Annotated in this window: 20 protein-coding genes; 11 read left to right on the top strand and 9 right to left on the bottom strand. The window is 71.0% G+C overall.

The window, feature by feature from the left end; translation table 11 throughout:
• The first annotated feature begins 187 nt into the window (after positions 1–187).
• Complete coding sequence (locus tag ABZ098_RS11120; RefSeq protein ID WP_356589514.1) at positions 188–1183, top strand: acetylxylan esterase; 996 nt, start codon at positions 188–190, stop codon at positions 1181–1183.
• A gap of 254 nt (positions 1184–1437) precedes the next feature.
• Here ABZ098_RS11120 and ABZ098_RS11115 read toward each other — a convergent pair whose 3' ends face one another.
• From ABZ098_RS11115 to acnA, 4 genes are all read right to left on the bottom strand, one after another.
• Positions 1438–2502, bottom strand: a complete 1065-nt coding sequence (locus ABZ098_RS11115) for a lytic polysaccharide monooxygenase (protein WP_356589512.1) — start codon at positions 2500–2502, stop codon at positions 1438–1440.
• Between the two features lie 414 nt (positions 2503–2916).
• Positions 2917–3498, bottom strand: a complete 582-nt coding sequence (locus ABZ098_RS11110) for an HD domain-containing protein (RefSeq protein ID WP_356589510.1) — start codon at positions 3496–3498, stop codon at positions 2917–2919.
• Positions 3499–3843: 345 nt separating this feature from the next.
• Entirely contained in the window at positions 3844–4392 is a 549-nt protein-coding gene (locus ABZ098_RS11105; RefSeq protein ID WP_356589508.1) for a DUF1062 domain-containing protein, read from the bottom strand.
• 264 nt (positions 4393–4656) lie between these two features.
• Positions 4657–7374, bottom strand: a complete 2718-nt coding sequence (acnA, locus tag ABZ098_RS11100; protein ID WP_356589506.1) for an aconitate hydratase AcnA — start codon at positions 7372–7374, stop codon at positions 4657–4659.
• 683 nt (positions 7375–8057) lie between these two features.
• On the opposite strand from acnA, the gene ABZ098_RS11095 reads away from it, so the two are divergent.
• From ABZ098_RS11095 to ABZ098_RS11065, 7 genes are all read left to right on the top strand, one after another.
• Positions 8058–8258, top strand: coding sequence for a DUF4236 domain-containing protein (locus ABZ098_RS11095; RefSeq protein ID WP_356589504.1), 201 nt, complete (start codon positions 8058–8060; stop codon positions 8256–8258).
• 83 nt (positions 8259–8341) lie between these two features.
• Positions 8342–9871, top strand: coding sequence for a UDP-N-acetylglucosamine 1-carboxyvinyltransferase (locus tag ABZ098_RS11090; protein WP_356589502.1), 1530 nt, complete (start codon positions 8342–8344; stop codon positions 9869–9871).
• Between the two features lie 177 nt (positions 9872–10048).
• A complete protein-coding gene (locus ABZ098_RS11085) occupies positions 10049–10444 on the top strand; it encodes a helix-turn-helix transcriptional regulator (protein WP_356589500.1) in 396 nt (131 codons plus the stop codon).
• A 249-nt stretch (positions 10445–10693) separates the two neighbouring features.
• Positions 10694–11497, top strand: coding sequence for a molybdate ABC transporter substrate-binding protein (gene modA / locus ABZ098_RS11080; protein WP_356589498.1), 804 nt, complete (start codon positions 10694–10696; stop codon positions 11495–11497).
• Entirely contained in the window at positions 11494–12357 is an 864-nt protein-coding gene (gene modB, locus ABZ098_RS11075) for a molybdate ABC transporter permease subunit (protein WP_356589496.1), read from the top strand. Before modA ends, modB begins: the two co-directional genes overlap by 4 nt.
• A 175-nt stretch (positions 12358–12532) precedes the next feature.
• Positions 12533–13624, top strand: coding sequence for an ABC transporter ATP-binding protein (locus ABZ098_RS11070; RefSeq protein ID WP_356589494.1), 1092 nt, complete (start codon positions 12533–12535; stop codon positions 13622–13624).
• 321 nt (positions 13625–13945) lie between these two features.
• Positions 13946–14152 carry a hypothetical protein gene (locus ABZ098_RS11065; RefSeq protein ID WP_356589492.1) on the top strand — a complete coding sequence of 69 codons (207 nt, stop codon included), beginning with the start codon at positions 13946–13948 and terminating at the stop codon, positions 14150–14152.
• Positions 14153–14198: 46 nt separating this feature from the next.
• Here ABZ098_RS11065 and ABZ098_RS11060 read toward each other — a convergent pair whose 3' ends face one another.
• Entirely contained in the window at positions 14199–14633 is a 435-nt protein-coding gene (locus ABZ098_RS11060) for a DUF6299 family protein (protein ID WP_356589490.1), read from the bottom strand.
• Positions 14634–14875: 242 nt separating this feature from the next.
• On the opposite strand from ABZ098_RS11060, the gene ABZ098_RS11055 reads away from it, so the two are divergent.
• The gene (locus tag ABZ098_RS11055) at positions 14876–15076 is read left to right on the top strand and encodes a DUF5999 family protein (RefSeq protein ID WP_356589488.1); all 201 of its coding nucleotides are present in this window, start codon (positions 14876–14878) and stop codon (positions 15074–15076) included.
• A 33-nt stretch (positions 15077–15109) separates the two neighbouring features.
• Here the strand turns inward: ABZ098_RS11055 and ABZ098_RS11050 are convergent, their stop codons facing one another.
• Together ABZ098_RS11050 and ABZ098_RS11045 are read right to left on the bottom strand one after the other, a co-directional pair.
• Positions 15110–15508, bottom strand: a complete 399-nt coding sequence (locus ABZ098_RS11050) for a RidA family protein (RefSeq protein ID WP_356589486.1) — start codon at positions 15506–15508, stop codon at positions 15110–15112.
• The gene (locus ABZ098_RS11045) at positions 15505–16899 is read right to left on the bottom strand and encodes an acyl-CoA dehydrogenase (protein WP_356589484.1); all 1395 of its coding nucleotides are present in this window, start codon (positions 16897–16899) and stop codon (positions 15505–15507) included. Before ABZ098_RS11045 ends, ABZ098_RS11050 begins: the two co-directional genes overlap by 4 nt.
• A gap of 147 nt (positions 16900–17046) precedes the next feature.
• Between ABZ098_RS11045 and ABZ098_RS11040 the strand changes: the two genes are divergently transcribed.
• Together ABZ098_RS11040 and ABZ098_RS11035 are read left to right on the top strand one after the other, a co-directional pair.
• The gene (locus ABZ098_RS11040; RefSeq protein WP_356590490.1) at positions 17047–18639 is read left to right on the top strand and encodes an AMP-binding protein; all 1593 of its coding nucleotides are present in this window, start codon (positions 17047–17049) and stop codon (positions 18637–18639) included.
• 15 nt (positions 18640–18654) lie between these two features.
• The gene (locus ABZ098_RS11035) at positions 18655–19467 is read left to right on the top strand and encodes a PaaX family transcriptional regulator C-terminal domain-containing protein (protein ID WP_356589482.1); all 813 of its coding nucleotides are present in this window, start codon (positions 18655–18657) and stop codon (positions 19465–19467) included.
• Positions 19468–19477: 10 nt separating this feature from the next.
• On the opposite strand, the gene ABZ098_RS11030 is transcribed toward ABZ098_RS11035, so the two are convergent.
• On the bottom strand, positions 19478–21760 hold the full coding sequence (locus tag ABZ098_RS11030) for a bifunctional salicylyl-CoA 5-hydroxylase/oxidoreductase (protein WP_356589480.1): 2283 nt from the start codon (positions 21758–21760) through the stop codon (positions 19478–19480).
• Complete coding sequence (locus ABZ098_RS11025; RefSeq protein WP_356589478.1) at positions 21745–22572, bottom strand: enoyl-CoA hydratase family protein; 828 nt, start codon at positions 22570–22572, stop codon at positions 21745–21747. Before ABZ098_RS11025 ends, ABZ098_RS11030 begins: the two co-directional genes overlap by 16 nt.
• Positions 22573–22782 lie beyond the last annotated feature (210 nt).

The raw sequence follows: 22782 nt of genomic DNA, 5'->3' as shown, positions 1-22782 counted from the left end.
CGGAGGCACGGAACCGAAACTTTCGAGCTCTTACCGGTAACTTCGCGGCAACTTAGAGGGCTGGAGAAAGCGCTGTCAATGGGGCGGGCGGGAGATACCCGGGGCAGGAGTGGGGTAGAACAGGGAGGCCAAGTCCCGGTTCCCTCCGCAAGTTTCACTACGTAGACCGACTCATGCGAGGTGCCCTGTGCCTGCGTTCGACCTGCCCGTCGCGGAGCTGGAGCACTACCGTCCCGATGTCCAGGAACCCCCGGATTTCGACGAGTTCTGGCGTGACACCCTGAAAGAGGCGGCGCAGACCGAGGTGTTGGTGTCGGCGCGCCCGGCGGAGAACGGGCTGCGGCTGACGGAGACCTGGGACGTCACCTTCCGGGGCTTCGCCGGCGATCCGGTACGCGCCTGGTTCAGCAGACCCACCGGGATGCGCGAACCGCTGCCCGCGGTCGTCGAGTACGCCGGTTACGGGCGGGGCCGCGGCCTCCCGCACGAACGGCTGACCTGGGTGAACGCCGGGTACGCGCATCTGCTGATGGACAACCGCGGCCAGGGCGACCAGTACGGCAACGGCGGCGCGACCCCCGACCCGCACGCCTCGGCCCCGGGCGGCCCGGGACCCGCGGTACGGGGCCTGCTCGACCCGCGTGCCTACCACTACCGGCGGCTGATCACGGACGCGGTGCGTGCGGTGACGGCGGTGCGGGCGCTGCCGGGGGTGGACGGGGGTCGCGTCGCGGCCGTCGGCAACAGCCAGGGCGGCGGGCTGGCGCTGGCGGTCGCGGGCCTGGTGCCCGATCTGACGGCGGCCCTGGTCACCGCGCCCTTCCTGTGCGGCATCCGGCGCGCTCTGGACCTGACCGACGCGAGCCCGTACGGCGAGATCGGCGCGTACCTCTCCGTGCACCGGGGCGTGGAGGAGGCCGCGTATCGCACGCTCTCGTACATGGAGGGCGTCTCCTTCGCCCGGCGCGCCGCCGCCCCGGCCCACTTCGGAGTCGGGCTGCGCGACGCGGTGTGCCCGCCGAGCGGGGCGTACGCGGCCTTCAACCGCTACGGGGAGCTGATCGGCGTGAACCTCCGCAAGGAGATCCACGCCTATCCGTACAACGGCCACGAGGGCGGGGACGCGGTGCAGGTGCGGCGCCAACTCAATTGGCTGGCAAAGGTGTTGGAGACCGGCCGGTAACCCGGTTGCTCGCACGCGGGGGGTCTGGGTGATGGCGGTTCCCCCAACTGATTTGACATCGTTGTCCGTTGGGGCGGTAGAGTTGTATAGACCACTCGACAACGTTGTCGCACGTCGGCCTCGTCGTCACAAGCCAGCACCATCCGCGTCGGCCATCACCCCCCCCTTGCGCCGGCACGGCTCGCGGACCCGGTGGCGCACAGCCCCACCGGGTCCGCCCTGAGCGGAAGGTCCGAGCGTGTTCTGACGGTGACTCAGCCGACGCGACAGGGAAGAGTCGTGGCCGTGTCGCCTCCGGAGCCGGTGGCGACGTATCCGAAGGTCGCGCTCTGCCCCGGACTGAGCGAGCCGTTCCAGTTGGCGTTGTGGACCATCACGGCCTGGCCGGTGTAGGTGGCGTTGCCGTTCCAGAGGCTGTCGACCTTCTGTCCGGTCGGCAGGGTCCAGTCGACCATCCAGCCCAGCATCGGGACGTCGCCGGAGTTGGTGACGGTCACCTCGGACTGGTAGCCGCCGTTCCAACTGCCGGTCGTCTTACGGGTGGCCGTGCAGGCGCCGGGCACCGGCTCGGTCGGGTTGCCCGGCTCGTGGATGCCGGTGACCTCGCCGTTGCCGCCGTCGAAGACGACGTCGGAGCAGGAGTAGAAGGTCTCCGCGCTGTCCGAACGCTGCCAGACCATGTAGATGATGTGCCTGCCGGACTTGTTCGCCGGGAGCTGGCCGGTCCAGGAGTAGTTGGCCTCGACCGTGCCCGGGCTGCCCTTGAGCGGCGGGTGGTCGACGCTGAGGAACGGCTGTGACTCGATGTCGTCCCAGGTGAGGGTCTTCTTCGGGTCGAAGCCGTCCTTGGTGACGTAGACGTAGAACCAACCCGGGTGCGCGGCCCAGGCGTTGTAGGAGAAGTCGACCGTCTTGCCCGCGGTGAGGTGGGTGAGCGGCCAGTCGTCGCGGGGGGCGTTGAAGCCGGTGAAGTTGGTGTTGCCGCCGCTGCACAACTGGCCGTCCGGCACGAAGCCGCGGGTACGGCCGGCGCCGTCCGAGCGGAGCACGGAGAACCAGTTGTAGAACGGCGTGGTGCCGCTGACCGCCTGTGCGTTCTTGCAGGCCGGGTTGATGGGCTTGATCTCCCCGGTGTCGGTCAGCCCGTCCTGCCAGCACAGGAAGGTGCGGCTTGCGGGCTTCATCGGGGTGCCGTGGGCCTCGGCCTTGCCGCCGGCCGTGAGGACCAGGCTGAGGGCGGGGATGGTGGCCAGGAGGGAGACGAGGACCAGGAAGAGGACTCTGGGGCGGGTCACCCTCGATAACTTTGTCAGGATCATGACAGTCCAGTCCGTTCCGTGGGGTACGGGCCGTGCGGGTGTGTGGGGTTGCGGTGAGGTGGGGGCGCGCACGCGGGCGGGTTCCGGTCCGTCCGCATGGGAGCGCTCCCACCCCACCTTCTGCGGAAGGTAGCGGGATGCGGCGCAGTTGTAAACGGGGGGCGCTGTGGTGAATGGCGTGGTGTGGTGTCGGCGGTTCGACTGACGATGGCTTCGTCCACCCGATCACGGCACGTGACGGCGTCCGCGGGAGGGTGATGGCCGCACCCCGCAGGCCACCGAGCACAGCTGCATGTTCCCGTAAGCCGACGGCTGGACCTACGGCAGGTCAAGCAAGTGGAGTTGCCCTTCGACCGGGAACTCCTGGATGGACGGATCGCGGTTCGAGGGCAGAACCCCGGAACCGGGTGACGGTCACAGCGGGTACGCCGCCTGAAAGGCCAGTCGTTCCTCCGCGCCTTCTCCTACGGCGGTCAGCGCGTCGTCGAGGGCCAGGAACTCCTCCCACACCGTCCGGCCGCTCGTCTCGGCGAGCCTCCTGATGACCAGGTCCTCCAGTTCCTGCATCCGCTTGTTCTTCCAGATCTTGTCGGCGACGCTGACGAGCAGGTCTTCGAGCCCGATGTCCGGGAGGGTCCAGGCCGCGTGCGTGGCGGCGAAACGGGCGCGCTCGGGGGTGACGCCGTGGGCCAGGAGAAGGTCACGGCCGGCCTCCTCGTGTGCGGAGCCGGGACCGGAGAGCTCGCAAGGGTGCGCGGTCTTGCCCACATCGTGCGTCGCGGCCCCGAACAGCACTGCCTCACGGTCGAGTTGGAGCTCCGGGTACCGCACCGCCAGCCACTCGACGAGCTCGTACGCCACGTCGTGCACGAGTCTCAGGTGGGCCGCCAGGCGGGGCGGGGCGTCCAGCGTGCGCAGAAGTGCGGCCGCCTCGTCGGGGAGGGGGCGGGGGCCGGGGTCCTGGAGGGCGCGGAGGAGGGGGTCGGGGAGCGTCACGCGGTAAGGGTAGGAGACGTAAGGGAGTTGGGGAGCGGGTCTTCTGGGCGTGCAGGGCAGCGACGCCGCTGTGTGTATGTGCGCGAGGTGCTCCGACCTACCGACCGACCGTCCTGGAGCTGCCACAGCCGCACGTCGTCGTCACCACCCGGGACTCCGCGACCGTGCTCCGGCGGCCCTGCTCCGACCGTGCACCCGAACACACCGGGAACTGAGACGTGCGGGGCCTCGCACATCCCCGACCACGGCCGCGCACTGCCGCCCGCTGGGTGGACCGACGGCGGATGCCGGCCACCTCGTGGGCACCTGAGCCCGGCCGGGCAGGTCCCAGGTGCCCACGAGGGCTCAGCGTTTGAGCGTGAAGGTGAAAGCGTCGGAGAGCCTGGCGCTCAGCCGGACCGACGAGACCAGCTTGCCCTCCGTGATCAGTCCCTCGACCTCGGCCCGGGAAAGACCGCAGCCGTCGGCGATCAGCCGTACCGGACGGACGGGGATCCGTGCGGCGAAGCGGACCGACACATCGATCACCTCGCGGCCCGGATGGTCCGTTCCGCCGGTGTCGAGACGCCAGGCGTCGCTCCAGTCCAGGGCGATGCGGTTACGGCGCCGCATGACCGGGTCCTGGAGCAACTCGGCTGCGAGGACGGGGTCGTTGTCGTGCAGCCGGTCCAGCAGTTGCGGTCGTACGGAACGCACACGCACCCGCTCCAGGACCGTGAGCTTCGCCGTTTCCCCGCAGGTGGTGCACAGCGCGAGGAGCCAGGCGTCGAGGAGCTTGTGGTGCGCGTTGACGCGGAACTTGCCGTTGGCCCGGAAGCGCTTTGACGCGCACGTGTGACAACGGCGGAGGACGAGCGGAAGGCAGGTGGGCATGACCACCCAGGTGGTGAGCACAGAAGTACACCGGTTTCAGTGAGAAGTCCGCAGCAGAAAGCAGCGCGGCGCACATGTGCGGCGCGCGACCGATCAGCGTTCGGGGGGTCTCACACGGTGTACAACGGCACGTCCTTGCCTCGGCGACTCGGTGCGGCAGCACCGTAATGGCGCACGGTGGCGCTGATCCACTGGTTTTCGTGGGGCAGCCCTTCCGGTCACGCCACGCAGCAAAGGGCCGCACCCCCGTCACCGGGAGTGCGGCCCTCAAGTGCCCGAAGGGGCTTACTTGCGGATCAGGCTGCGCAGCACGTACTGCATGATGCCGCCGTTGCGGTAGTAGTCGGCCTCACCGGGGGTGTCGATGCGGACGACCGCGTCGAACTCGACGCCCGTGTCGGTGGTGACCTTGACCGTGCGCGGCGTGGTGCCGTTGTTGAGCTCCTCGACACCGGTGAAGGAGAAGGTCTCCTCGCCGGTCAGACCGAGGGTGGCGGCGGACTGGCCCTCGGGGAACTGGAGCGGCAGAACGCCCATGCCGATGAGGTTCGAGCGGTGGATGCGCTCGTACGACTCGGCGATGACGGCCTTGACGCCGAGCAGCGCGGTGCCCTTGGCGGCCCAGTCGCGGGACGAGCCGGAGCCGTACTCCTTGCCCGCGAGGACGACGAGCGGGATGCCCTGCTCGATGTAGTTGCGGGAGGCGTCGTAGATGAACGACACCGGACCGCCGTCCTGGGTGAAGTCGCGGGTGTAGCCGCCCTCGGTGCCCGGCGCGATCTGGTTGCGCAGGCGGATGTTGGCGAACGTGCCGCGGATCATGACCTCGTGGTTGCCTCGGCGCGAGCCGTAGGAGTTGAAGTCACGACGCTCCACACCGTGCTCGGTGAGGTACTTGCCGGCCGGGGTGTCGGCCTTGATGGCACCGGCCGGGGAGATGTGGTCGGTGGTGACCGAGTCGCCGAGCTTGGCGAGGACCCGGGCGCCCGTGATGTCGGAGACCGGGGTGGTCTCCATCGTCATGCCCTCGAAGTACGGGGGCTTGCGGACGTAGGTCGACTCGGCGTCCCACTCGAAGGTGTTGCCGGTCGGGATCGGCAGCGCCTGCCACTGGGCGTCGCCGGCGAAGACGTCGGAGTAGGACTTGTTGAACATGTCCTCGCCGATGGCGTTCGCCACGACGTCGTTGACCTCGGCCTCGGAGGGCCAGATGTCCTTCAGGTAGACGGGGTTGCCGTCCTGGTCGACACCGAGCGCGTCCTTGGTGATGTCCACCTTCATGGACCCGGCGAGGGCGTACGCGACGACCAGCGGCGGGGAGGCCAGGTAGTTCATCTTGACGTCGGGGTTGATACGGCCCTCGAAGTTCCGGTTGCCGGAGAGGACCGAGGTGACCGCGAGGTCGTGGTCGTTGACGGCCTTGGAGACCTCCTCCGGCAGCGGACCGGAGTTGCCGATGCAGGTGGTGCAGCCGTAGCCGACGAGGTTGAAGCCGACCTTGTCGAGGTAGGGGGTGAGCCCCGCCTTGTCGAAGTAGTCGGTGACGACCTTGGAACCCGGGGCGAGGGTGGTCTTGACCCACGGCTTGCGGGTCAGGCCCTTCTCCACGGCCTTCTTCGCGACGAGCGCGGCGGCGACCATGACGTACGGGTTCGAGGTGTTGGTGCAGGAGGTGATGGCCGCGACCGTCACCGCGCCGTGGTCGATCTCGTACGTCGAGCCGTCGGGGGCGGTCACGGTGACCGGGTTGGACGGGGCGCCGTTCGGGGCGACCGCCGGGGCGTCGGAGGCCGGGAAGGACTCCTTGCCGGACTCGTCGACGTCGTCGACGTAGTTGCGGACGTCCTGCTTGAACTGCTCGGCGGCGTTCGCGAGGACGATACGGTCCTGCGGGCGCTTCGGGCCGGCGATGGAGGGCACGACCGTGGAGAGGTCGAGCTCCAGCTTCTCGGAGAAGTCCGGCTCCGCCTTCGGGTCCAGCCAGAGGCCCTGCTCCTTGGCGTACGCCTCGACGAGCGCGAGCTGCTGCTCGGAGCGGCCGGTGAGCTTGAGGTACTTGATGGTCTCGTCGTCGATCGGGAAGATCGCGGCGGTCGAGCCGAACTCCGGCGACATGTTGCCGATGGTGGCGCGGTTCGCGAGGGAGGTGGCGGCGACGCCCTCACCGTAGAACTCGACGAACTTGCCGACCACGCCGTGCTTGCGGAGCATCTCGGTGATGGTCAGCACGAGGTCGGTGGCGGTGGTGCCGGCGGGCAGCTCACCGGTCAGCTTGAAGCCGACGACGCGCGGGATGAGCATGGAGACCGGCTGGCCGAGCATCGCGGCCTCGGCCTCGATGCCGCCGACGCCCCAGCCCAGCACACCGAGGCCGTTGACCATCGTGGTGTGCGAGTCGGTGCCGACGAGGGTGTCGGGGTACGCCTGCCCGTTGCGGACCATGACCGTGCGGGCCAGGTGCTCGATGTTCACCTGGTGGACGATGCCGGTGCCCGGCGGGACGACCTTGAAGTCGTCGAACGCGGTCTGGCCCCAGCGCAGGAACTGGTAGCGCTCGCGGTTGCGGCCGTACTCCAGCTCGACGTTCTGCGCGAAGGCCTCGTGGGTGCCGAACTTGTCGGCGATGACGGAGTGGTCGATGACCAGCTCGGCCGGGGAGAGCGGGTTGACCTTCGCGGGGTCGCCGCCGAGCTCCTTGACGGCCTCACGCATGGTGGCGAGGTCGACGACACAGGGCACGCCGGTGAAGTCCTGCATGATCACGCGGGCCGGCGTGAACTGGATCTCCTGCGACGGCTGGGCCTGGGAGTCCCAGCTGCCGAGGGCGCGGATGTGGTCGGCGGTGATGTTCGCGCCGTCCTCGGTACGGAGCAGGTTCTCCAGGAGAACCTTGAGGCTGTACGGCAGGCGGGCCGAGCCCTCCACCTTGTCCAGCCGGAAGATCTCGTACGACTCGTCGCCCACGCTGAGCGTGGCGCGGGCGTCGAAGCTGTTCGCCGACACGACAGTCTCCTTCATTTTTGTGCGCTTACCACCGCATCCTGCCGCCACGCCGTCTTGGCCGATCCGCTAAGGTAAGGCTAAGTTAGGTAGGCCTTACTGCCAGACCCAGCGAAAGCGTGCGACTGCGGTACGCCTCGGCAGATATCTCGATGTCGAGATAACTCTAGTACATGAGGCCGGGATGGTCATGCCCGGCCTCGGTGTGATGTCCGGCGATCCGCGGATCCGCCGGCGAGCGGGGGTGCCTGCGGCATCGAGCCTCGCCGCCACCGACCCGGGCGGGTGACCTGACGGCGGCCGGCCGCGGGTTCCTTTCGCCTCGCCGTGTCCAGCCGGTCCCCGTCGGGACGTCGACCTCGCCCCCGGGCCCGCGCCGGGTCGTCTTGCCGGGTCGTCGTCCGTGGTCGACGTCGAAGCCGACCCGGCGTCGACCCCGACCACGGACGCGGGCCGGGGCCGTACCGCTCACCGCCGCCCAACCCGCCCCCGGGCAGCCGGCCCGAACCTGGAGGAGCGCACCGTCCGGGGCGGGCGTCGCGGGTGACGAACACCTCGCACGGACACCCTCTGACCCAACTCGCCCACCACAGCGGGGCGATGCGAACCCTGCAGCCATCACTTCGCCGGGCCGGGGTATTGAACAACGTCGAAAGCACGCGACCGACCTTCAAGGGGAGGCCCCCATGCCGCTCACGTTCCGCAAGAGTTTCCGGATCCTTCCCGGGGTGCGGCTGAACATCAACCGGCGCTCCTGGTCCATCACCACCGGTGGCGGAAGCCACGGCCCCAAGCACACGCACAGCAGCACGGGACGTCGTACGACATCGATGGATTTGCCCGGACCTTTCGGATGGCGCAAGACCCGCACCGCCAAGCGCCACTGACCTTCCCTCAGGTCCGTCCGGGCCTTTCCCCCGAATGGACCTCCCGGAATGCGCCATCTCATATCTGAGATAGCCTCAACCGCATGGCAGACGACTACCTCGTACGTATCGGCAAGCTCATCCGTGACGCCCGGCAGCACCGGGGCTGGACACAGTCGCAACTTGCCGAGGCGCTCGGCACCAGTCAGAGCGCCGTCAATCGCATCGAGCGCGGCAACCAGAACATCAGCCTTGAGATGATCGCCCGTATCGGTGAAGCACTGGACAGCGAAATCGTCTCTCTGGGCTACGCGGGGCCGATGCATCTGCGAGTGGTCGGCGGTCGTCGGCTCTCCGGCGCGATCGACGTCAAGACGAGCAAGAACGCGTGTGTGGCCCTGCTCTGCGCCTCGCTCCTCAACAAGGGGCGCACGGTGCTGCGCAGGGTCGCCCGCATCGAGGAGGTCTACCGCCTGCTGGAGGTGCTGAGCTCCATCGGGGTGCGCACGCGCTGGATCAACGGCGGCGTCGACCTCGAACTCGTGCCGCCGGCCGAGCTGGACATGAACGCCATCGACGCCGAGGCCGCCGTCCGCACGCGCTCGATCATCATGTTCCTCGGCCCGCTGCTGCACCGCATGGACGGCTTCCGGCTGCCGTACGCCGGCGGCTGCGACCTCGGGACCCGGACCATCGAGCCGCACATGATCGCGCTGCGCCGGTTCGGCCTGGACGTGGCGGCGACCGAGGGCCAGTACCACGCCCGGGTCGACCGGGCGGTCCGCCCCGACCGTCCGATCGTGCTGACCGAGCGCGGCGACACCGTGACGGAGAACGCGCTGCTCGCGGCCGCCCGCCACGACGGCGTCACCGTCATCCGCAACGCCTCCTCCAACTACATGGTCCAGGACCTCTGCTTCTTCCTGGAGGCGCTGGGCGTCAGGGTCGAGGGCATCGGCACCACCACCCTCACCGTGCACGGTGTGGCGCACATCGACGTGGACGTCGACTACTCCCCCTCCGAGGACCCGGTCGAGGCGATGAGCCTGCTGGCCGCGGCCGTGGTGACCGAGTCGGAGCTGACGGTCCGCCGGGTGCCCATCGAGTTCCTGGAGATCGAGCTCGCGGTCCTGGAGGAGATGGGCCTCGACCACGACCGCACGCCCGAGTACTTCGCCGACAACGGCCGCACCCGGCTGGTCGACCTCACCGTCCGGCCCTCCAAACTGGAGGCGCCGATCGACAAGATCCACCCGATGCCGTTCCCCGGCCTGAACATCGACAACGTCCCCTTCTTCGCGGCCATCGCGGCGGTCGCGCAGGGCCAGACCCTCATCCACGACTGGGTCTACGACAACCGCGCGATCTATCTGACGGACCTCAACCGGCTGGGCGGCCGCCTCCAACTCCTCGACCCGCACCGGGTCCTGGTGGAGGGCCCGACCCGCTGGCGCGCCGCCGAGATGATGTGCCCGCCGGCCCTGCGCCCCGCCGTCGTCGTCCTGCTGGCGATGATGGCGGCCGACGGCACGTCCGTACTGCGCAACGTCTACGTCATCAACCGCGGTTACGAGGACCTGGCCGAGCGGCTCAACTCGGTGGGGGCGCAGATCGAGATCTTCCGGGACATCTGACTTCCGCGACATCTGAGCGGTTCGCGCCGGCCGGGTCCGGATCCGGGTCGGTCAGGGGGCTGTGGCGGCGGTCGCCCTTCCGGTCCCCTCCGGGTGGGCTCCGTCGCACTCAGGGCCAGTCGGCCCGGCTCCGGAGCCCTGACCCGGCCGCAGAGCCGATCGCCTATCTTGGCGCGTATGCAGTCCTACACGATCGGCCAGGCCGCCCGGCTGCTCGGCGTCAGCCCCGACACCGCGCGACGGTGGGCGGACGCCGGGCGGGTGCCCACGCACCGGGACGAGGGCGGGCGGCGCCTCATCGACGGCAAGGACCTGGCCGCCTTCTCCGTGGAACTGGCCAAGGGCGAGGACGGTGAGGAGGTCCCCTCCCACACCTCCGCCCGCAACGCCTTCCCCGGCATCGTCACCGCCGTGAAGCTCGGCGATGTCGCGGCCCAGGTGGAGATCCAGGCCGGCCCGCACCGGCTGGTGTCGCTGCTGACGCGGGAGGCCGTGGAGGAACTCGGCCTGGAGGTCGGGGTGGAGGCCACGGCCCGCGTGAAGTCGACGAACGTGCACATCGACCGCACCTGAGGGGGCTGGGACGTCGGCGCCGTCGATCCAGCCGTGCGCGAACGTCCGACAGCTTGTCCACTCCCTGCGCCGCTCTGATCCCCGACCCGCGTCCTGTACGAACGCACATGCCAGCCTCTTGTATCAGGCCTCCGGCTCATGCGATGCGACAGGGGACTTTCGCCTGGCATCTGCGTCAGTATGATCGGGATACGCGGCCCTGCCCGAGGCCGGGGCCAGGAGCATGAGGACCAGAGGAGCCGACCTGTGATGACCCCTACCCCGCGCTGGCACCGACGGGCCCTGCGGGCGGCCGGTGCGGGTGCAGGTGTCGCAGCGCTGCTGGCCCTGAGCGCCTGCTCGTCGTCGGACTCGGACTCCGCCTCGGAGTCCTCGTCCTCCGGCACGGTGACCGTCTTCGCCGCCGCCTCCCTCCAGGAGAGCTTCACGGCACTGGGCAAGCGGTTCGAGCAGACCCACCCCCGTACGAAGATCACCTTCAGCTTCGGCGGCAGCGACTCACTGGCCGCGAGCATCACCGGCGGCGCCCCGGCGGACGTGTTCGCCTCGGCCAGCCCCAAGACGATGAAGGTCGTCACGGACGCCGGGGACGCCTCCGGTACGCCCGTCACCTTCGTGCGCAACCAGTTGGAGATCGCGACCCTGCCCGGCAACCCGGACAAGGTCGGGTCGCTGAAGGACCTCACGAACAAGGACCTGAAGGTCGTGCTGTGCGCCAAGGAGGTCCCCTGCGGGGCCGCCGCGCAGAAGGCTCTCGACGCGAGCGGACTGAAGCTGACACCGGTCTCCTACGAGCAGGACGTGAAGGCCGCGCTGACGAAGGTCGAACTGAAGGAGGCCGACGCGGCCGTCGTCTACAGGACCGATGTGCGCGCGGCGGGTGACAAGGTGGAGGGCGTGGAGTTCCCCGAGTCGGCCGACGCCGTCAACGACTACCCGATCACCCTGCTCAAGGGCACGCGGCACCCGGACACCGCGAAGGCGTTCATCGCGCTCGTGCGGTCCGCCGAGGGCCGGAAGGTCCTCACCGGGGCCGGGTTCCTCAAGCCGTGACCCCGCCCGACAAGGCCGCCGCCGCGACCGGGCCCCTGCGGGGCGGGCCGCGGCGCCGTCGTGTCCGCACTCCCGGCGCAGGCCGCGGTGTGCCTCTGCCGCTGCTCGTGCCCGCGCTGTTCGGCCTGGCGTTCCTGGCCGTGCCGCTGGTCGCGCTTCTCGTACGGGCCCCCTGGCGCGGCATGCCCGAACAGCTCACCGGCGCCGCCGTGTGGCAGGCGCTCCAGCTCTCGCTGGTCTGCGCCACGGCCGCGACCGCGGTGAGCCTGGTGATCGGGGTCCCGCTGGCCTGGCTGCTGGCTCGCGTCGAGTTCCCGGGGCGCGGGCTGGTCCGTGCCCTGGTCACCCTGCCGTTGGTCCTCCCACCGGTCGTCGGCGGTGTCGCGCTGCTCATGGCGCTGGGCCGCAACGGGGTCGTCGGGAAGTGGCTGGACGCCTGGTTCGGGGTCACGCTGCCCTTCACCACGGCCGGGGTGGTGGTCGCCGAGGCGTTCGTGGCGATGCCCTTCCTCGTCATCAGCGTGGAGGGCACCCTGCGGGCCGCCGACCAGCGCTACGAGGAGGCGGCGACGACCCTGGGTGCCTCCCGCTTCACCGCGTTCCGGCGGGTCACGCTGCCGCTGATCGCGCCCGGTGTAGCGGCGGGCGCCGTACTGGCCTGGGCTCGGGCGCTGGGCGAGTTCGGTGCGACGATCACCTTCGCCGGCAACTTCCCCGGCCGTACCCAGACCATGCCGCTGGCGGTCTACCTCGCCCTCCAGAGCGATCCGGAGGCGGCCATCGCCCTCAGTCTGGTGCTGCTGGCCGTGTCGGTGGCCGTACTGGCGGGACTGCGCGACCGTTGGATGGCCACGGGATGAGGGGACGGACGGGAGCGGAACGGAGTGGAGGCGGGACGGCCAAGGGCGGAGGGCAGGCGATGCGTGACTCCGGTGGCTGCGAGAGGGCCGAGGCCGTCGGCATCCCTGCGACGCACACCGGCACCCACCCGACCGCCACGACCGCCACGACCGACGTGGGACCGGTGATCGCCCCATGACCAGCAAGACCCGCGCCATCTCCACCGCCACCGCCCCCGACGCGACGCCGGCCGGCCTCGACGCCCGCCTGGTCGTGGACCGCGGTGCCTTCCGTCTCGACGTGTCCCTGACCGTCGCTCCCGGCGAGGTCGTCGCCCTGCTGGGCCCGAACGGCGCCGGGAAGACCACCGCCCTGCGCGCCCTCGCCGGTCTCACCCCGCTCACCGACGGCCATCTACGGCTGGACGGCGCCGCGTTGGACCGTACGCCTCCGGAGTCCCGCCCGGTCGGTGTCGTCTTCCAGGACTATCTGCTCTTCCCGCACCTCACCGCCCTCGACAATGTCGCCTTCGGCCCGCGCTGCCAGGGCGCGACCAAGGCACGGGCACGGGAACGGGCCGCCGAGTGGCTCGACCGTATGGGTCTCGCGGCCCACGCGGGCGACAAGCCCCGCAAGTTGTCCGGTGGCCAGGCCCAACGCGTGGCACTGGCCCGCGCGTTGGCCACCAGCCCCCGCCTTCTGCTCCTCGACGAACCGCTGGCCGCCCTCGACGCCCGCACCCGCCTGGAGGTCCGTGCCCAACTCCGGCGCCACCTCGCCGAGTTCGAGGCCGTCGCCGTACTCGTCACGCACGACCCGCTGGACGCCATGGTCCTCGCCGACCGCCTCGTGGTCGTCGAACACGGGGAGGTCGTGCAGGAGGGCGTCCCGTCCCACATCGCCCGCCATCCGCGTACCGACTACATCGCCCGGCTCGTCGGCCTGAACCTCTACCGGGGCGAGGCCGACGGCCACACGGTCCGCCTCGAAGCCGGGCCCGCGCTCACGACCACGGAAGACCTCACGGGGCCCGTGTTCGTGGCCTTCCCGCCGAGCGCCGTGACCCTCTACCGCGAGCCCCCCGCCGGTGCGAGCGCCCGCAACCACTGGCGTTGCGAGGTGGCCGGCCTGGAGACCCACGGCGACCAGATCCGCGCCGACCTCACGGGCGAGCTCTCCCTCGCGGCGGACCTCACGACGGTGGCCGCGGCCGAACTGGACCTGCATCCGGGCGCGGAGGTCTGGGCGGCGGTCAAGGCGGTGCAGACGCACGCTTATCCCGTCTGAGAGGACCCGTCTGAGAGGACCCGCCCGAGGGGACCCCGACGGGCTCCGGGAGCCGCGCCGAGAAGCTCACGGATGACCGCCGCGCAGATCCCGGCCCCGGCTCACACCAGTGGCCGTCGTCGCCGTTGCCGTCACCGCAAGGCCCGCTCCTCCGGCTTCACCCGTACGGCCGTCAGGACAGGCTGCCCGGCCCGCCCGTTCCTAGCGTGAACCCATGCGGGGTACGCCGGTCCGGCCCCTCGCTGCCGTCGGACCGCAGGAGGAGGAGACCATGACTCCGGCCACCCTCGAACACACTTCCGACGCGAAGGCGGGCGTCCGATGACGGCCGCGGACACCCCGCCCGCGCTGCGGTGCGCGAGCCGGCACTCCGGCCCGCGGGACGGGGAGGAGTGCGGGGCCCGGGCCCGCTTCGAGATCGGTCGCCACGCCCGGCCGGCGCTGGTCGTGTGCCCGCAACACCTGGGCCCCGCCCTGCTGTTGGCGGAGGGTGTGCTGTGGCCACCGGAGATCACACTCGTACGGTGACCACCCGGTCGTGGGCGACGCCCACCGGCGCGCACGTGGCCCGCGCTCAGCCCTTCGTCAGCGTGATGTCCCGCTGCTCGGCCGCGTGGAAGCGGGGCAGCGGCAGGCCGCCCTGGAGGCTGAGTTCCATGAGGGTGGCCTCGACGTGGGCCGCACCCGGTTCAAGGACGTCCGAGGTGGGCTTGCCCGTGTTCTCCCACCTGTGGTCCACGCCGTCGCACACCGCACGGGTCCCGCCGATGCCGTGCCGGACCGACGGGGAGCTCCCACTCACGGAGGAGCTCACGAACACGGGGCCCGAACCGCCGGTGCAGCGGTAGGTGCCGGACAGGGTCACGGTGCCGTCCGCGGCGATACGGCCGACGGGGTCGACGGTGACGGTCTCGTACGCTTCGGCGCTCGCGGGCAGCGCGGGGACGGCCAGCAGGAACAGCGCGGCACCGGCAGCGGCGGTGGCGGCGAGAGCGGGGCGAACAGGCACGGGGATACCTCCCGGATGAGTGGAATGAGGGCCTCCACTGCTACCGGGAACACGACCGGACAGCCGTGATCGTCACTCCTTCGGTGGCGAGTCCGCACCGAGCGTCGTGGAACCGTCCGAGAGTTGTCCGCGTGTTGTCACGCTTCATGTCGGGCCGTTCCGATGAGTTCGTGGCGGGAGCATGGTCTACACATACGGATACGGACCCCATAGGGACGGTCCACCGAATGTGGAGGTGCGCCATGTGTTCTCACCGGTCTTCGTGCGCTTCGTCCGACGGCGACAGCACCACCCCGCACATCGTCGCCGCCCACCCCGAGCAGGGCTGGAACCTGCTGTGCAACGGTGCGATCGTCTTCGACGACACCGGCGAACTGCTGCCCGACGGCCGCGTCGTCGCACCGCACCGGGTGCCGACCGGACAGCTCGCCGTCGCCGCCTGATCACATGAACCCCCGCCCGGCAGCACGGCGGTGCTAGGGCAGCACCGCGAAGCCGTCGAGTTCCACCGCGGCCTGGTCGTCCCACAGCCGTACGACCTCGACGACGGCCATCGCGGGATAGTCACGGCCCGCCAACTCCCGCCAGATACGGCCGAGTTCGCGGGCATGGGTGCGGTAGGCGGCGATGTCGGTGGCGTACACGGTGACCCGGGCCAGGTCGGACGGGGTACCGCCGGCGGCCGCGAGGGCCGTGAGGAGATTGGTGAGCGCCTTCTCGAACTGCTCCGGCAGGGACTCCCCCACCACCTTGCCGTCGGCGTCCAGGGCCGTCTGCCCCGCCAGGAAGACCAGCCGTGAGCCGGTGGCGACGACCGCGTGCGAGAAGCCGGTGGGCGGGGACAGTTCGGGCGGGTTGATGCGCTCGGCGCTCACGACACCTCCAGGTCGGCGTACAACTCCTTGGCGATGATGCCCCGTTGGACCTCGCTCGCGCCCTCGTAGATGCGCGGGGCGCGCACCTCCCGGTACAGGTGTTCCAGCAGATGACCGCGTTGCAGGGCGCGCGCGCCGTGGAGCTGGACCGCGGTGTCGACGACGTACTGCGCGGTCTCGGTGGCGAGCAGTTTCGCCATCGCCGCGCGCTTGGGCACGTCCGGGGCGCCCTCGTCGTACGCCGTCGCCGCCGCGTACACCATGAGGCGGGCCGCGTCCGTGCGCAGGGCCATCTCGGCGACCGTGTGGGCCACGCTCTGCAGGTCCCGCAACTTGCCGCCGAAGGCGTCCCGTCGGGAGGTGTGGGCGAGGGTCGCGTCCAGCGCCGCCTGTGCCATGCCGACCGCGAAGGCGCCGACGGAGGGCCGGAACAGGTTCAGGGTCCCCATGGCGACCCGGAAGCCGCGGTCGACCTCGCCGAGGACGTCGTCGGCGCTCACCGGCACGGCGTCGAAGGCGAGGGCGCCGATGGGGTGCGGGGAGAGCATGTCGAGGGCGGTGCCGGTGAGGCCGGGGCGGTCGGCGGGCACGAGGAACGCGGTCACTCCACGGGCTCCGGCACCGGGCGTGGTCCGCGCGAAGACGGTGTAGAAGTCGGCCTCGGGGGCGTTGGAGATCCAGCACTTCTCGCCGGTGAGCCGCCAGCGGGAGGGACCGTCGGACTCGGCCACGGGGTCACCGGTCCGCGACCGGGGGGCCGAGGGACCGGCTGCCGACGACCCCGCGGCCTCCGAGCCCGGCGACTGCTCCGACCGCACGGCTCCCGGCGTCGCCCCCGGAGCACCGTCTGACGGCCCGCGCCCCGCCCCACCAGCCCCCGCCGCCGGCCCTGCCGAACCGCCCACCTGAGAAGACCCGAACCCCGCCCCAGCGCCCCCCGCCCACGTCTCCGAAGGATCAGCACCCACCCCCCAGGCCCCGCCCTCCCCCTCCGCCCGCAACCCCAACGCCGCCGCGTCCGAGCCCGCCCCCGGCTCGCTCAGCGCGAACGCGGCCACCGCGCTGCCCTCGCCGACCGCCGGCAGCCAGCGGTCCCGCTGGGCCGGCGTGCCGTGGGCGTGGACGGGGTGGGCGCCGAGGCCCTGGAGGGCGAGGGCGGTCTCCGCCTCCGTGCAGGCGTAGGCGAGGGACTCCCGCATCAGGCAGAGATCGAGGGCGCCGGAGGTGAACAGCCGCTCCAGCAGGCCCAGTCGCCCGAGTTCGGCGACCAGCGGTCGGTTCACCTGACCGGGCTCGCCCTTCTCCGCGAGCGGGTGGAGCCGTTCCGCGGCGAGGGCGCGCAGCTCCGCACACCGGGCGGTCTGTGACGGTTCGAGCGAGAATGCGGTCATTGCCGGTCCCCTCTCGTCGACAGGGCCCCACGACAGTATCGCGTGCCGTTGACTGTCGTCACCAACACGATACGCTCCTTGTGCGAGCCCACCATCGACGCCCACAAGGCGGCCCACGCGGCCCAGAAGGCAAGGGGGCGACCCGCCATGAACGTCTCGGCCCATGTCGACACCTTCGCGCGCGACCACCTCCCACCCCTGGACCAGTGGCCGGAGCTCCGCTTCGACCTGCCGGAGCTGAGGTACCCCGATCGGCTGAACTGTGCCGCCGAGCTGCTGGCGGGCCCGCCCGACGACCGACCGGTCTTCCACACACCGGCCGGGGACACATGGACGTACGGCACACTGCGCGCCCGGGTCGACCGGCTCGCGCATCTGCTCACCGGCGACCTCGGGGTCGTCCCCGGCAACCGGGTGCTGCTGCGCGGCCCGACCACCCCCTGGCTCGCGGCCTGCTGGCTCGCCGTGCTGAAGGCGGGCGCGGTCGCCGTGACGGTACTGGCGCAGCAGCGCCCGCACGAGCTGGCTACGATGTGCGAGATCGCGCGCATAGAGCACGCCCTGTGCGACATACGTTCCGTGGACGATCTCACCAAGGCCGAGATACCGGGCCTCAGGATCACGACGTACGGCGGCGACGCCCCCGACGACCTCCTGAACCGCGAGGCGCCCGGGACGCCCTACCCCGCCGTGCAGACCGCGGCCGACGACGTGGCGCTGATCGCCTTCACCTCCGGGACCACCGGGCGCCCCAAGGGCTGTATGCACTTCCACCGGGATGTGCTCGCCATAGCCGACACCTTCTCGAAGCATGTGCTGCGCCCCCATGTGGACGACGTGTTCACCGGCAGCCCCCCGCTCGGTTTCACCTTCGGGCTCGGCGGCCTGGTGATCTTCCCGCTGCGCGCGGGCGCCAGTTCCCTCCTTCTCGAACAGGCCCATCCCCGGCAGTTGTTGCCGGCGATCGCCGAGCACCGCGTCTCCGTCCTGTTCACCGCCCCCACCGCCTACCGGGCCATGCTCGACGAGCTCGACGCGTACGACATCTCGTCCCTGCGCCGCTGTGTCTCCGCGGGTGAGAACCTGCCCGAGGCCACCTGGCGGGCCTGGCGGGAACGGACCGGGCTGCGGATCGTCAACGGCATCGGGGCCACCGAGCTGCTGCACATCTTCATCTCCGCGGCCGACGAGCACATCCGGCCCGGGACGACCGGGGTACCAGTACCGGGATGGCACGCGCGCGTGGTGGACGAGACCGGCCACGAGAAGCCCGACGGCGAGCCCGGACTGCTCGCCGTACGCGGCCCCGTCGGCTGCCGCTATCTCGCCGATCCCCGCCAGCGCGAGTACGTGCGGGACGGCTGGAACATCACCGGCGACACATACATCCGCGAAAGCGACGGGTACTTCCGCTATGTGGCCCGCGCGGACGACATGATCATCTCGGCGGGGTACAACATCGCCGGGCCGGAGGTCGAGGACGCGCTGCTGCGACACCCGGACGTGGTCGAGGCGGCGGTCGTGGGCAGGCCCGACGAGGCACGAGGTCAGGTCGTCGTCGCCTTCGCCGTCCTCAAGGAGGGCGCCGAGCGCGACGCCGACGAGCTGCGCTCCTTCGTCAAGGCCGAACTGGCGCCCTACAAATGCCCGCGCGAGATCGTCTTCCTGGACGCGCTGCCGCGCACGGCGACCGGCAAACTCCAGCGGTTCAGGCTGCGCACCGATGGTGACCAGCAGTGATCCACACGACCTAAGATGATCAACGTGTCCGACCAGCATGCACCACGGTCTCTCATCGTCACGCTCTACGGAGCCTACGGCCGCTTCATGCCGGGCCCCGTGCCCGTCGCCGAGCTGATCCGGCTGCTGGCCGCGGTCGGCGTGGACGCCCCCTCCGTACGGTCGTCGGTGTCCAGACTCAAGCGGCGCGGGCTGCTGCTGCCGGCCCGCACCGCGCAGGGCGCCGCCGGGTACGAGCTGTCGCCGGACGCCCGCCAACTGCTCGACGACGGCGACCGGCGCATCTACGCGGTGACCCCGCCCGAGGACGAGGGCTGGGTGCTCGCCGTGTTCTCGGTGCCCGAGTCGGAGCGCCAGAAGCGGCACGTGCTCCGCTCACGGCTGGCCGGACTCGGCTTCGGCACGGCGGCCCCCGGCGTGTGGATCGCCCCCGCGCGGCTGTACGAGGAGGCCCGCCACACGCTCCAGCGGCTGCGGCTCGACCCGTACGTCGACTTCTTCCGCGGCGAGCACCTCGGTTTCGCCGCGACCGTCGAGGCGGTCGCCCGCTGGTGGGACCTGGCCGCGATCGCCAAGGAGCACGAGGCGTTCCTCGACCGGCACGCGCGCGTGCTGCACGACTGGGAGGACCGGGCCGACACCCCGCCCGAGGAGGCCTACCGCGACTACCTCCTCGCCCTCGACTCCTGGCGCCACCTCCCCTACGCCGACCCCGGGCTGCCCGCCGCTCTGCTCCCTGAGGACTGGCCGGGCGAGCGGGCGGCGGCGGTGTTCCGCGGCCTGCACGAGCGGCTGAGGGACGCGGGCGCCGCGTTCGCCGGCCTGTGAGCCGACCATCTCAACTCCCCAGCGTGAGCCGGGGCCTGGGAGCGTCGGTACGCCCGGTCTGCGGCCGTCGGCTGCCCGCGCGGTACGGGTCGGGCCAGACGACGCCGGGGCCGTCGTACCCCTGCTCGGCGGCGGCGTGCAGGGTCCAGTGCGGGTCGTAGAGATGCGGTCGGGCCAGCGCGCACAGGTCCGTACGCCCGGCCAGGATCAGTGAGTTGACGTCGTCCCAGGAGGAGATGGCGCCGACCGCGATCACCGGCACGCCGGTCTCGTGGCGGATCCGGTCGGCGTACGGCGTCTGGTACGAGCGCCCGTACTCCGGGTGCTCCTCGGCCACGACCTGCCCCGTCGACACGTCGATCGCGTCGGCGCCGTGCGCGGCGAAGGCGCGGGCGATCTCGACGGCGTCCTCGGCCGTGTTGCCGCCCTCGGCCCAGTCGGTGGCGGAGATGCGGACGGTCATGGGCCGTTCCTGCGGCCACACCGCCCTGACGGCGTCGAAGACTTCGAGCGGGAAGCGCAGGCGCTTGGCGAGCGAGCCGCCGTAGGCGTCCGTGCGCCGGTTGGTCAGCGGGGAGAGGAAGCCGGAGAGCAGGTAGCCGTGGGCGCAGTGGAGTTCGAGGAGGTCGAAGCCGGCTCGGGCGGCCCGCCCGGCGGCCTGCGTGAACTGCTCGCGGATGTCGGTAAGTTGGGCACGGCTGAGCTCGCGCGGGGTCTGGTTGGAGGGCTTGTACGGGATCGGGGACGGCGCCACGACCGGCCAGTTGCCCTCGGGCAGCGGTTCGTCGATGCCCTCCCACATCAGCTTGGTCGAGCCCTTGCGGCCGCTGTGGCCGAGCTGCACGCCGATCGCGGTGCCCGGCGACCGCGCGTGCACGAAGTTCGTGATCCGCTTCCAGGCCTCGGCCTGTCTGCCGTTGTAGAGGCCGGTGCAGCCGGGCGTGATGCGGCCCTCGGGCGAGACGCACACCATCTCGGTCATCACCAGCCCGGCGCCGCCGAGAGCCCGGGCGCCCAGGTGGACCAGGTGGAAGTCGCCGGGGACGCCGTCGATGGCGGAGTACATGTCCATCGGCGACACCACGACCCGGTTGCGCAGGGTCAGACCGCGCAGCCGGAACGGGGTGAACATCGGGGGCGTGTCCGGCGGGCAGCCGAACTCGCGTTCCACGGCGCCGGTGAAGCGGGGGTCGCGCAGGCGCAGGTTGTCGTGGGTGACCCGGCGGCTGCGGGTGAGCAGGTTGAAGGCGAACTGGCGGGGCGGCTGGTCGAGGTAGCGGCCGAGGTCCTCGAACCACTCCAGGCTGGCGCGGGCGGCGCGCTGGGTGGAGGCGACGACGGGTTTGCGCTCCGCCTCGTAGGCCGCCAACGCCCCTTCCAGGGAGGGCTGTTCCTCAAGACAGGCGGCCAGGGCGAGGGCGTCCTCCACGGCGAGCTTGGTGCCGGAGCCGATGGAGAAGTGGGCCGTGTGGGCCGCGTCTCCGAGCAGCACGGTGTTGCCGTGCGACCAGTGTTCGTTGACCACGGTGCGGAAGGTGGTCCACGTGGAGTTGTTGGAGCGCAGGGAGCGGCCGCGAAGGGCCTCCGCGAAGATCTTCGCGCAGCTCTCTGTCGACTCCTGCGCGGGGACCTCGTCGAAGCCGGCGGCCCGCCAGACCTCCTCGCGCATCTCGATGATCACGGTGGAGGCGTCGGCCGCATAGGGGTAGCCGTGGAGTTGCATCACGCCGTGCTCGGTCTCGGCGATCTCGAACCGGAAGGCGTCGAAGGCGAAGTCGGCGGCGAGCCAGATGTACCGGCAGTGGTGCGGGGTCACATGGGGGCGGAACACATGGGAGTGGGCCGCGCGTGTGGTGCTGTTGACTCCGTCGGCGGCGATGACGAGGTCGTGCGAGTGCGACAGGCCGGAGGGCGCCTCGGTGCGGAAGCGAAGGTCCACGCCGAGAGCGCGGCACCGGCTGTGCAGTATCTCCAGGAGCCGCTTGCGGCCCAGTGCGGCGAAGCCGTGGCCTCCGGAGGTGTGGCGTACTCCCCGGTGCACGATGTCGATGTCGTCCCAGCGGACGAAGTCGGACCGCATCGCCTCGTAGACCACGGGGTCCGCGTGCTCGATGCCGCCGAGGGTCTCGTCGGAGAGGACCACGCCGAAGCCGAAGGTGTCGTCGGGGGCGTTGCGTTCCCATACGGTGATCTCGCGGGCCGGGTCGAGGCGTTTCAGCAGGGCGGCCGCGTAGAGCCCGCCCGGGCCACCGCCGACGACGGCCACCCGCAGGGGGCTCACCGTCCGCTCCATTTCGGCGGCCTCTTCTCCGTGAACGCCGCGTGGAACTCCCGGTAGTCCTCGCCGTTCATCAGCAGGGCCTGGGTCGAGGCGTCCAGTTCCACCGCGGCCGCGAGCGGCATGTCCAGCTCGGCCGTGAGCAGCGCCTTCGTCTGGGCGTACGCGAGGGCCGGGCCCTCGGCCAGGCGGTGTGCCAGCGCCCGGGCGGCCTCGTCCGCGCCGCCTTCCGCCGTCAGTTCGCTGATCAGGCCGATGCGTTCGGCCTCGGCGGCCCGGACCGGTTCGCCGAGCATGAGCAGGCGGGTGGCGTGGCCGAGGCCGACCACGCGGGGCAGCAGATAGGCCGCGCCCATGTCTCCGCCGGACAGTCCGACCCGGGTGAAGAGGAAGGCGAAGCGGGCCGAGGGGTCGGCCACCCGGAAGTCGGCGGCCAGGGCGAGGACCGCACCCGCGCCCGCCGCCACCCCGTGCACGGCCGCGATCACCGGGAACGGGCACTCCCGTACGGCCCGCACCACCTGGCCCGTCATCCGGTTGAAGTCGAGGAGCTGGGCGGTGTCCATGGCGAGGGTCGCGCCGATGATCTCGTCGACGTCACCGCCGGAGCAGAACCCGCGGCCCTCGCCGGCCAGGACCAGGGCTCGCACGGAACGCTCGCGGGACAGTTCGGCGAGCAGGTCGCGCAGGTCGGCGTAGGCGCCGAAGGTGAGCGCGTTGAGCTTGTCGGGGCGGGCGAGGGTGACCGTGGCGACGCCGTCGGTGAGGTCGACGCGCAGGTGCTGCCAGTCGGGGGTGCGGGCGGTGGAGCCGGTGAAGGGGCTCATGTCCGTGCGGCCTCCTCGTGCTCGGGCTGGGTGCGAGGTTCGAGGTGCGCTCTGCCCTTCGAAGCTATCACCCATCTTTAACTGTCGTCACGAGTGCGCGATATAAGCATGCGCGGGTGACCTGGCCCCGTCACATCCGTCACGGCTCGTCGACAGACCGGCAACGGCGGGATCGGTCGTGCGAGGCAAGCCGTTGCTACGGGTAAGCCG

Origin of the sequence: Streptomyces sp. NPDC006335 (assembly GCF_040612795.1) — a bacterium.
Taxonomy (GTDB): domain Bacteria; phylum Actinomycetota; class Actinomycetes; order Streptomycetales; family Streptomycetaceae; genus Streptomyces.
This window is presented reverse-complemented; position numbering and strand designations above follow the sequence as displayed.

Coding starts and splice junctions, on each gene's coding strand:
- ABZ098_RS11115 (WP_356589512.1), bottom strand. CDS start 2,502: ATGATCCTGACAAAGTTATCGAGGGTGACCCGCCCCAGAGTCCTCTTC.
- ABZ098_RS11095 (WP_356589504.1), top strand. CDS start 8,058: ATGCCGCTCACGTTCCGCAAGAGTTTCCGGATCCTTCCCGGGGTGCGG.
- ABZ098_RS11090 (WP_356589502.1), top strand. CDS start 8,342: ATGGCAGACGACTACCTCGTACGTATCGGCAAGCTCATCCGTGACGCC.
- ABZ098_RS11085 (WP_356589500.1), top strand. CDS start 10,049: ATGCAGTCCTACACGATCGGCCAGGCCGCCCGGCTGCTCGGCGTCAGC.
- modA (WP_356589498.1), top strand. CDS start 10,694: ATGACCCCTACCCCGCGCTGGCACCGACGGGCCCTGCGGGCGGCCGGT.
- ABZ098_RS11070 (WP_356589494.1), top strand. CDS start 12,533: ATGACCAGCAAGACCCGCGCCATCTCCACCGCCACCGCCCCCGACGCG.
- ABZ098_RS11065 (WP_356589492.1), top strand. CDS start 13,946: ATGACGGCCGCGGACACCCCGCCCGCGCTGCGGTGCGCGAGCCGGCAC.
- ABZ098_RS11055 (WP_356589488.1), top strand. CDS start 14,876: ATGTGTTCTCACCGGTCTTCGTGCGCTTCGTCCGACGGCGACAGCACC.
- ABZ098_RS11045 (WP_356589484.1), bottom strand. CDS start 16,899: ATGACCGCATTCTCGCTCGAACCGTCACAGACCGCCCGGTGTGCGGAG.
- ABZ098_RS11040 (WP_356590490.1), top strand. CDS start 17,047: ATGAACGTCTCGGCCCATGTCGACACCTTCGCGCGCGACCACCTCCCA.
- ABZ098_RS11035 (WP_356589482.1), top strand. CDS start 18,655: ATGATCAACGTGTCCGACCAGCATGCACCACGGTCTCTCATCGTCACG.
- ABZ098_RS11030 (WP_356589480.1), bottom strand. CDS start 21,760: ATGGAGCGGACGGTGAGCCCCCTGCGGGTGGCCGTCGTCGGCGGTGGC.
- ABZ098_RS11025 (WP_356589478.1), bottom strand. CDS start 22,572: ATGAGCCCCTTCACCGGCTCCACCGCCCGCACCCCCGACTGGCAGCAC.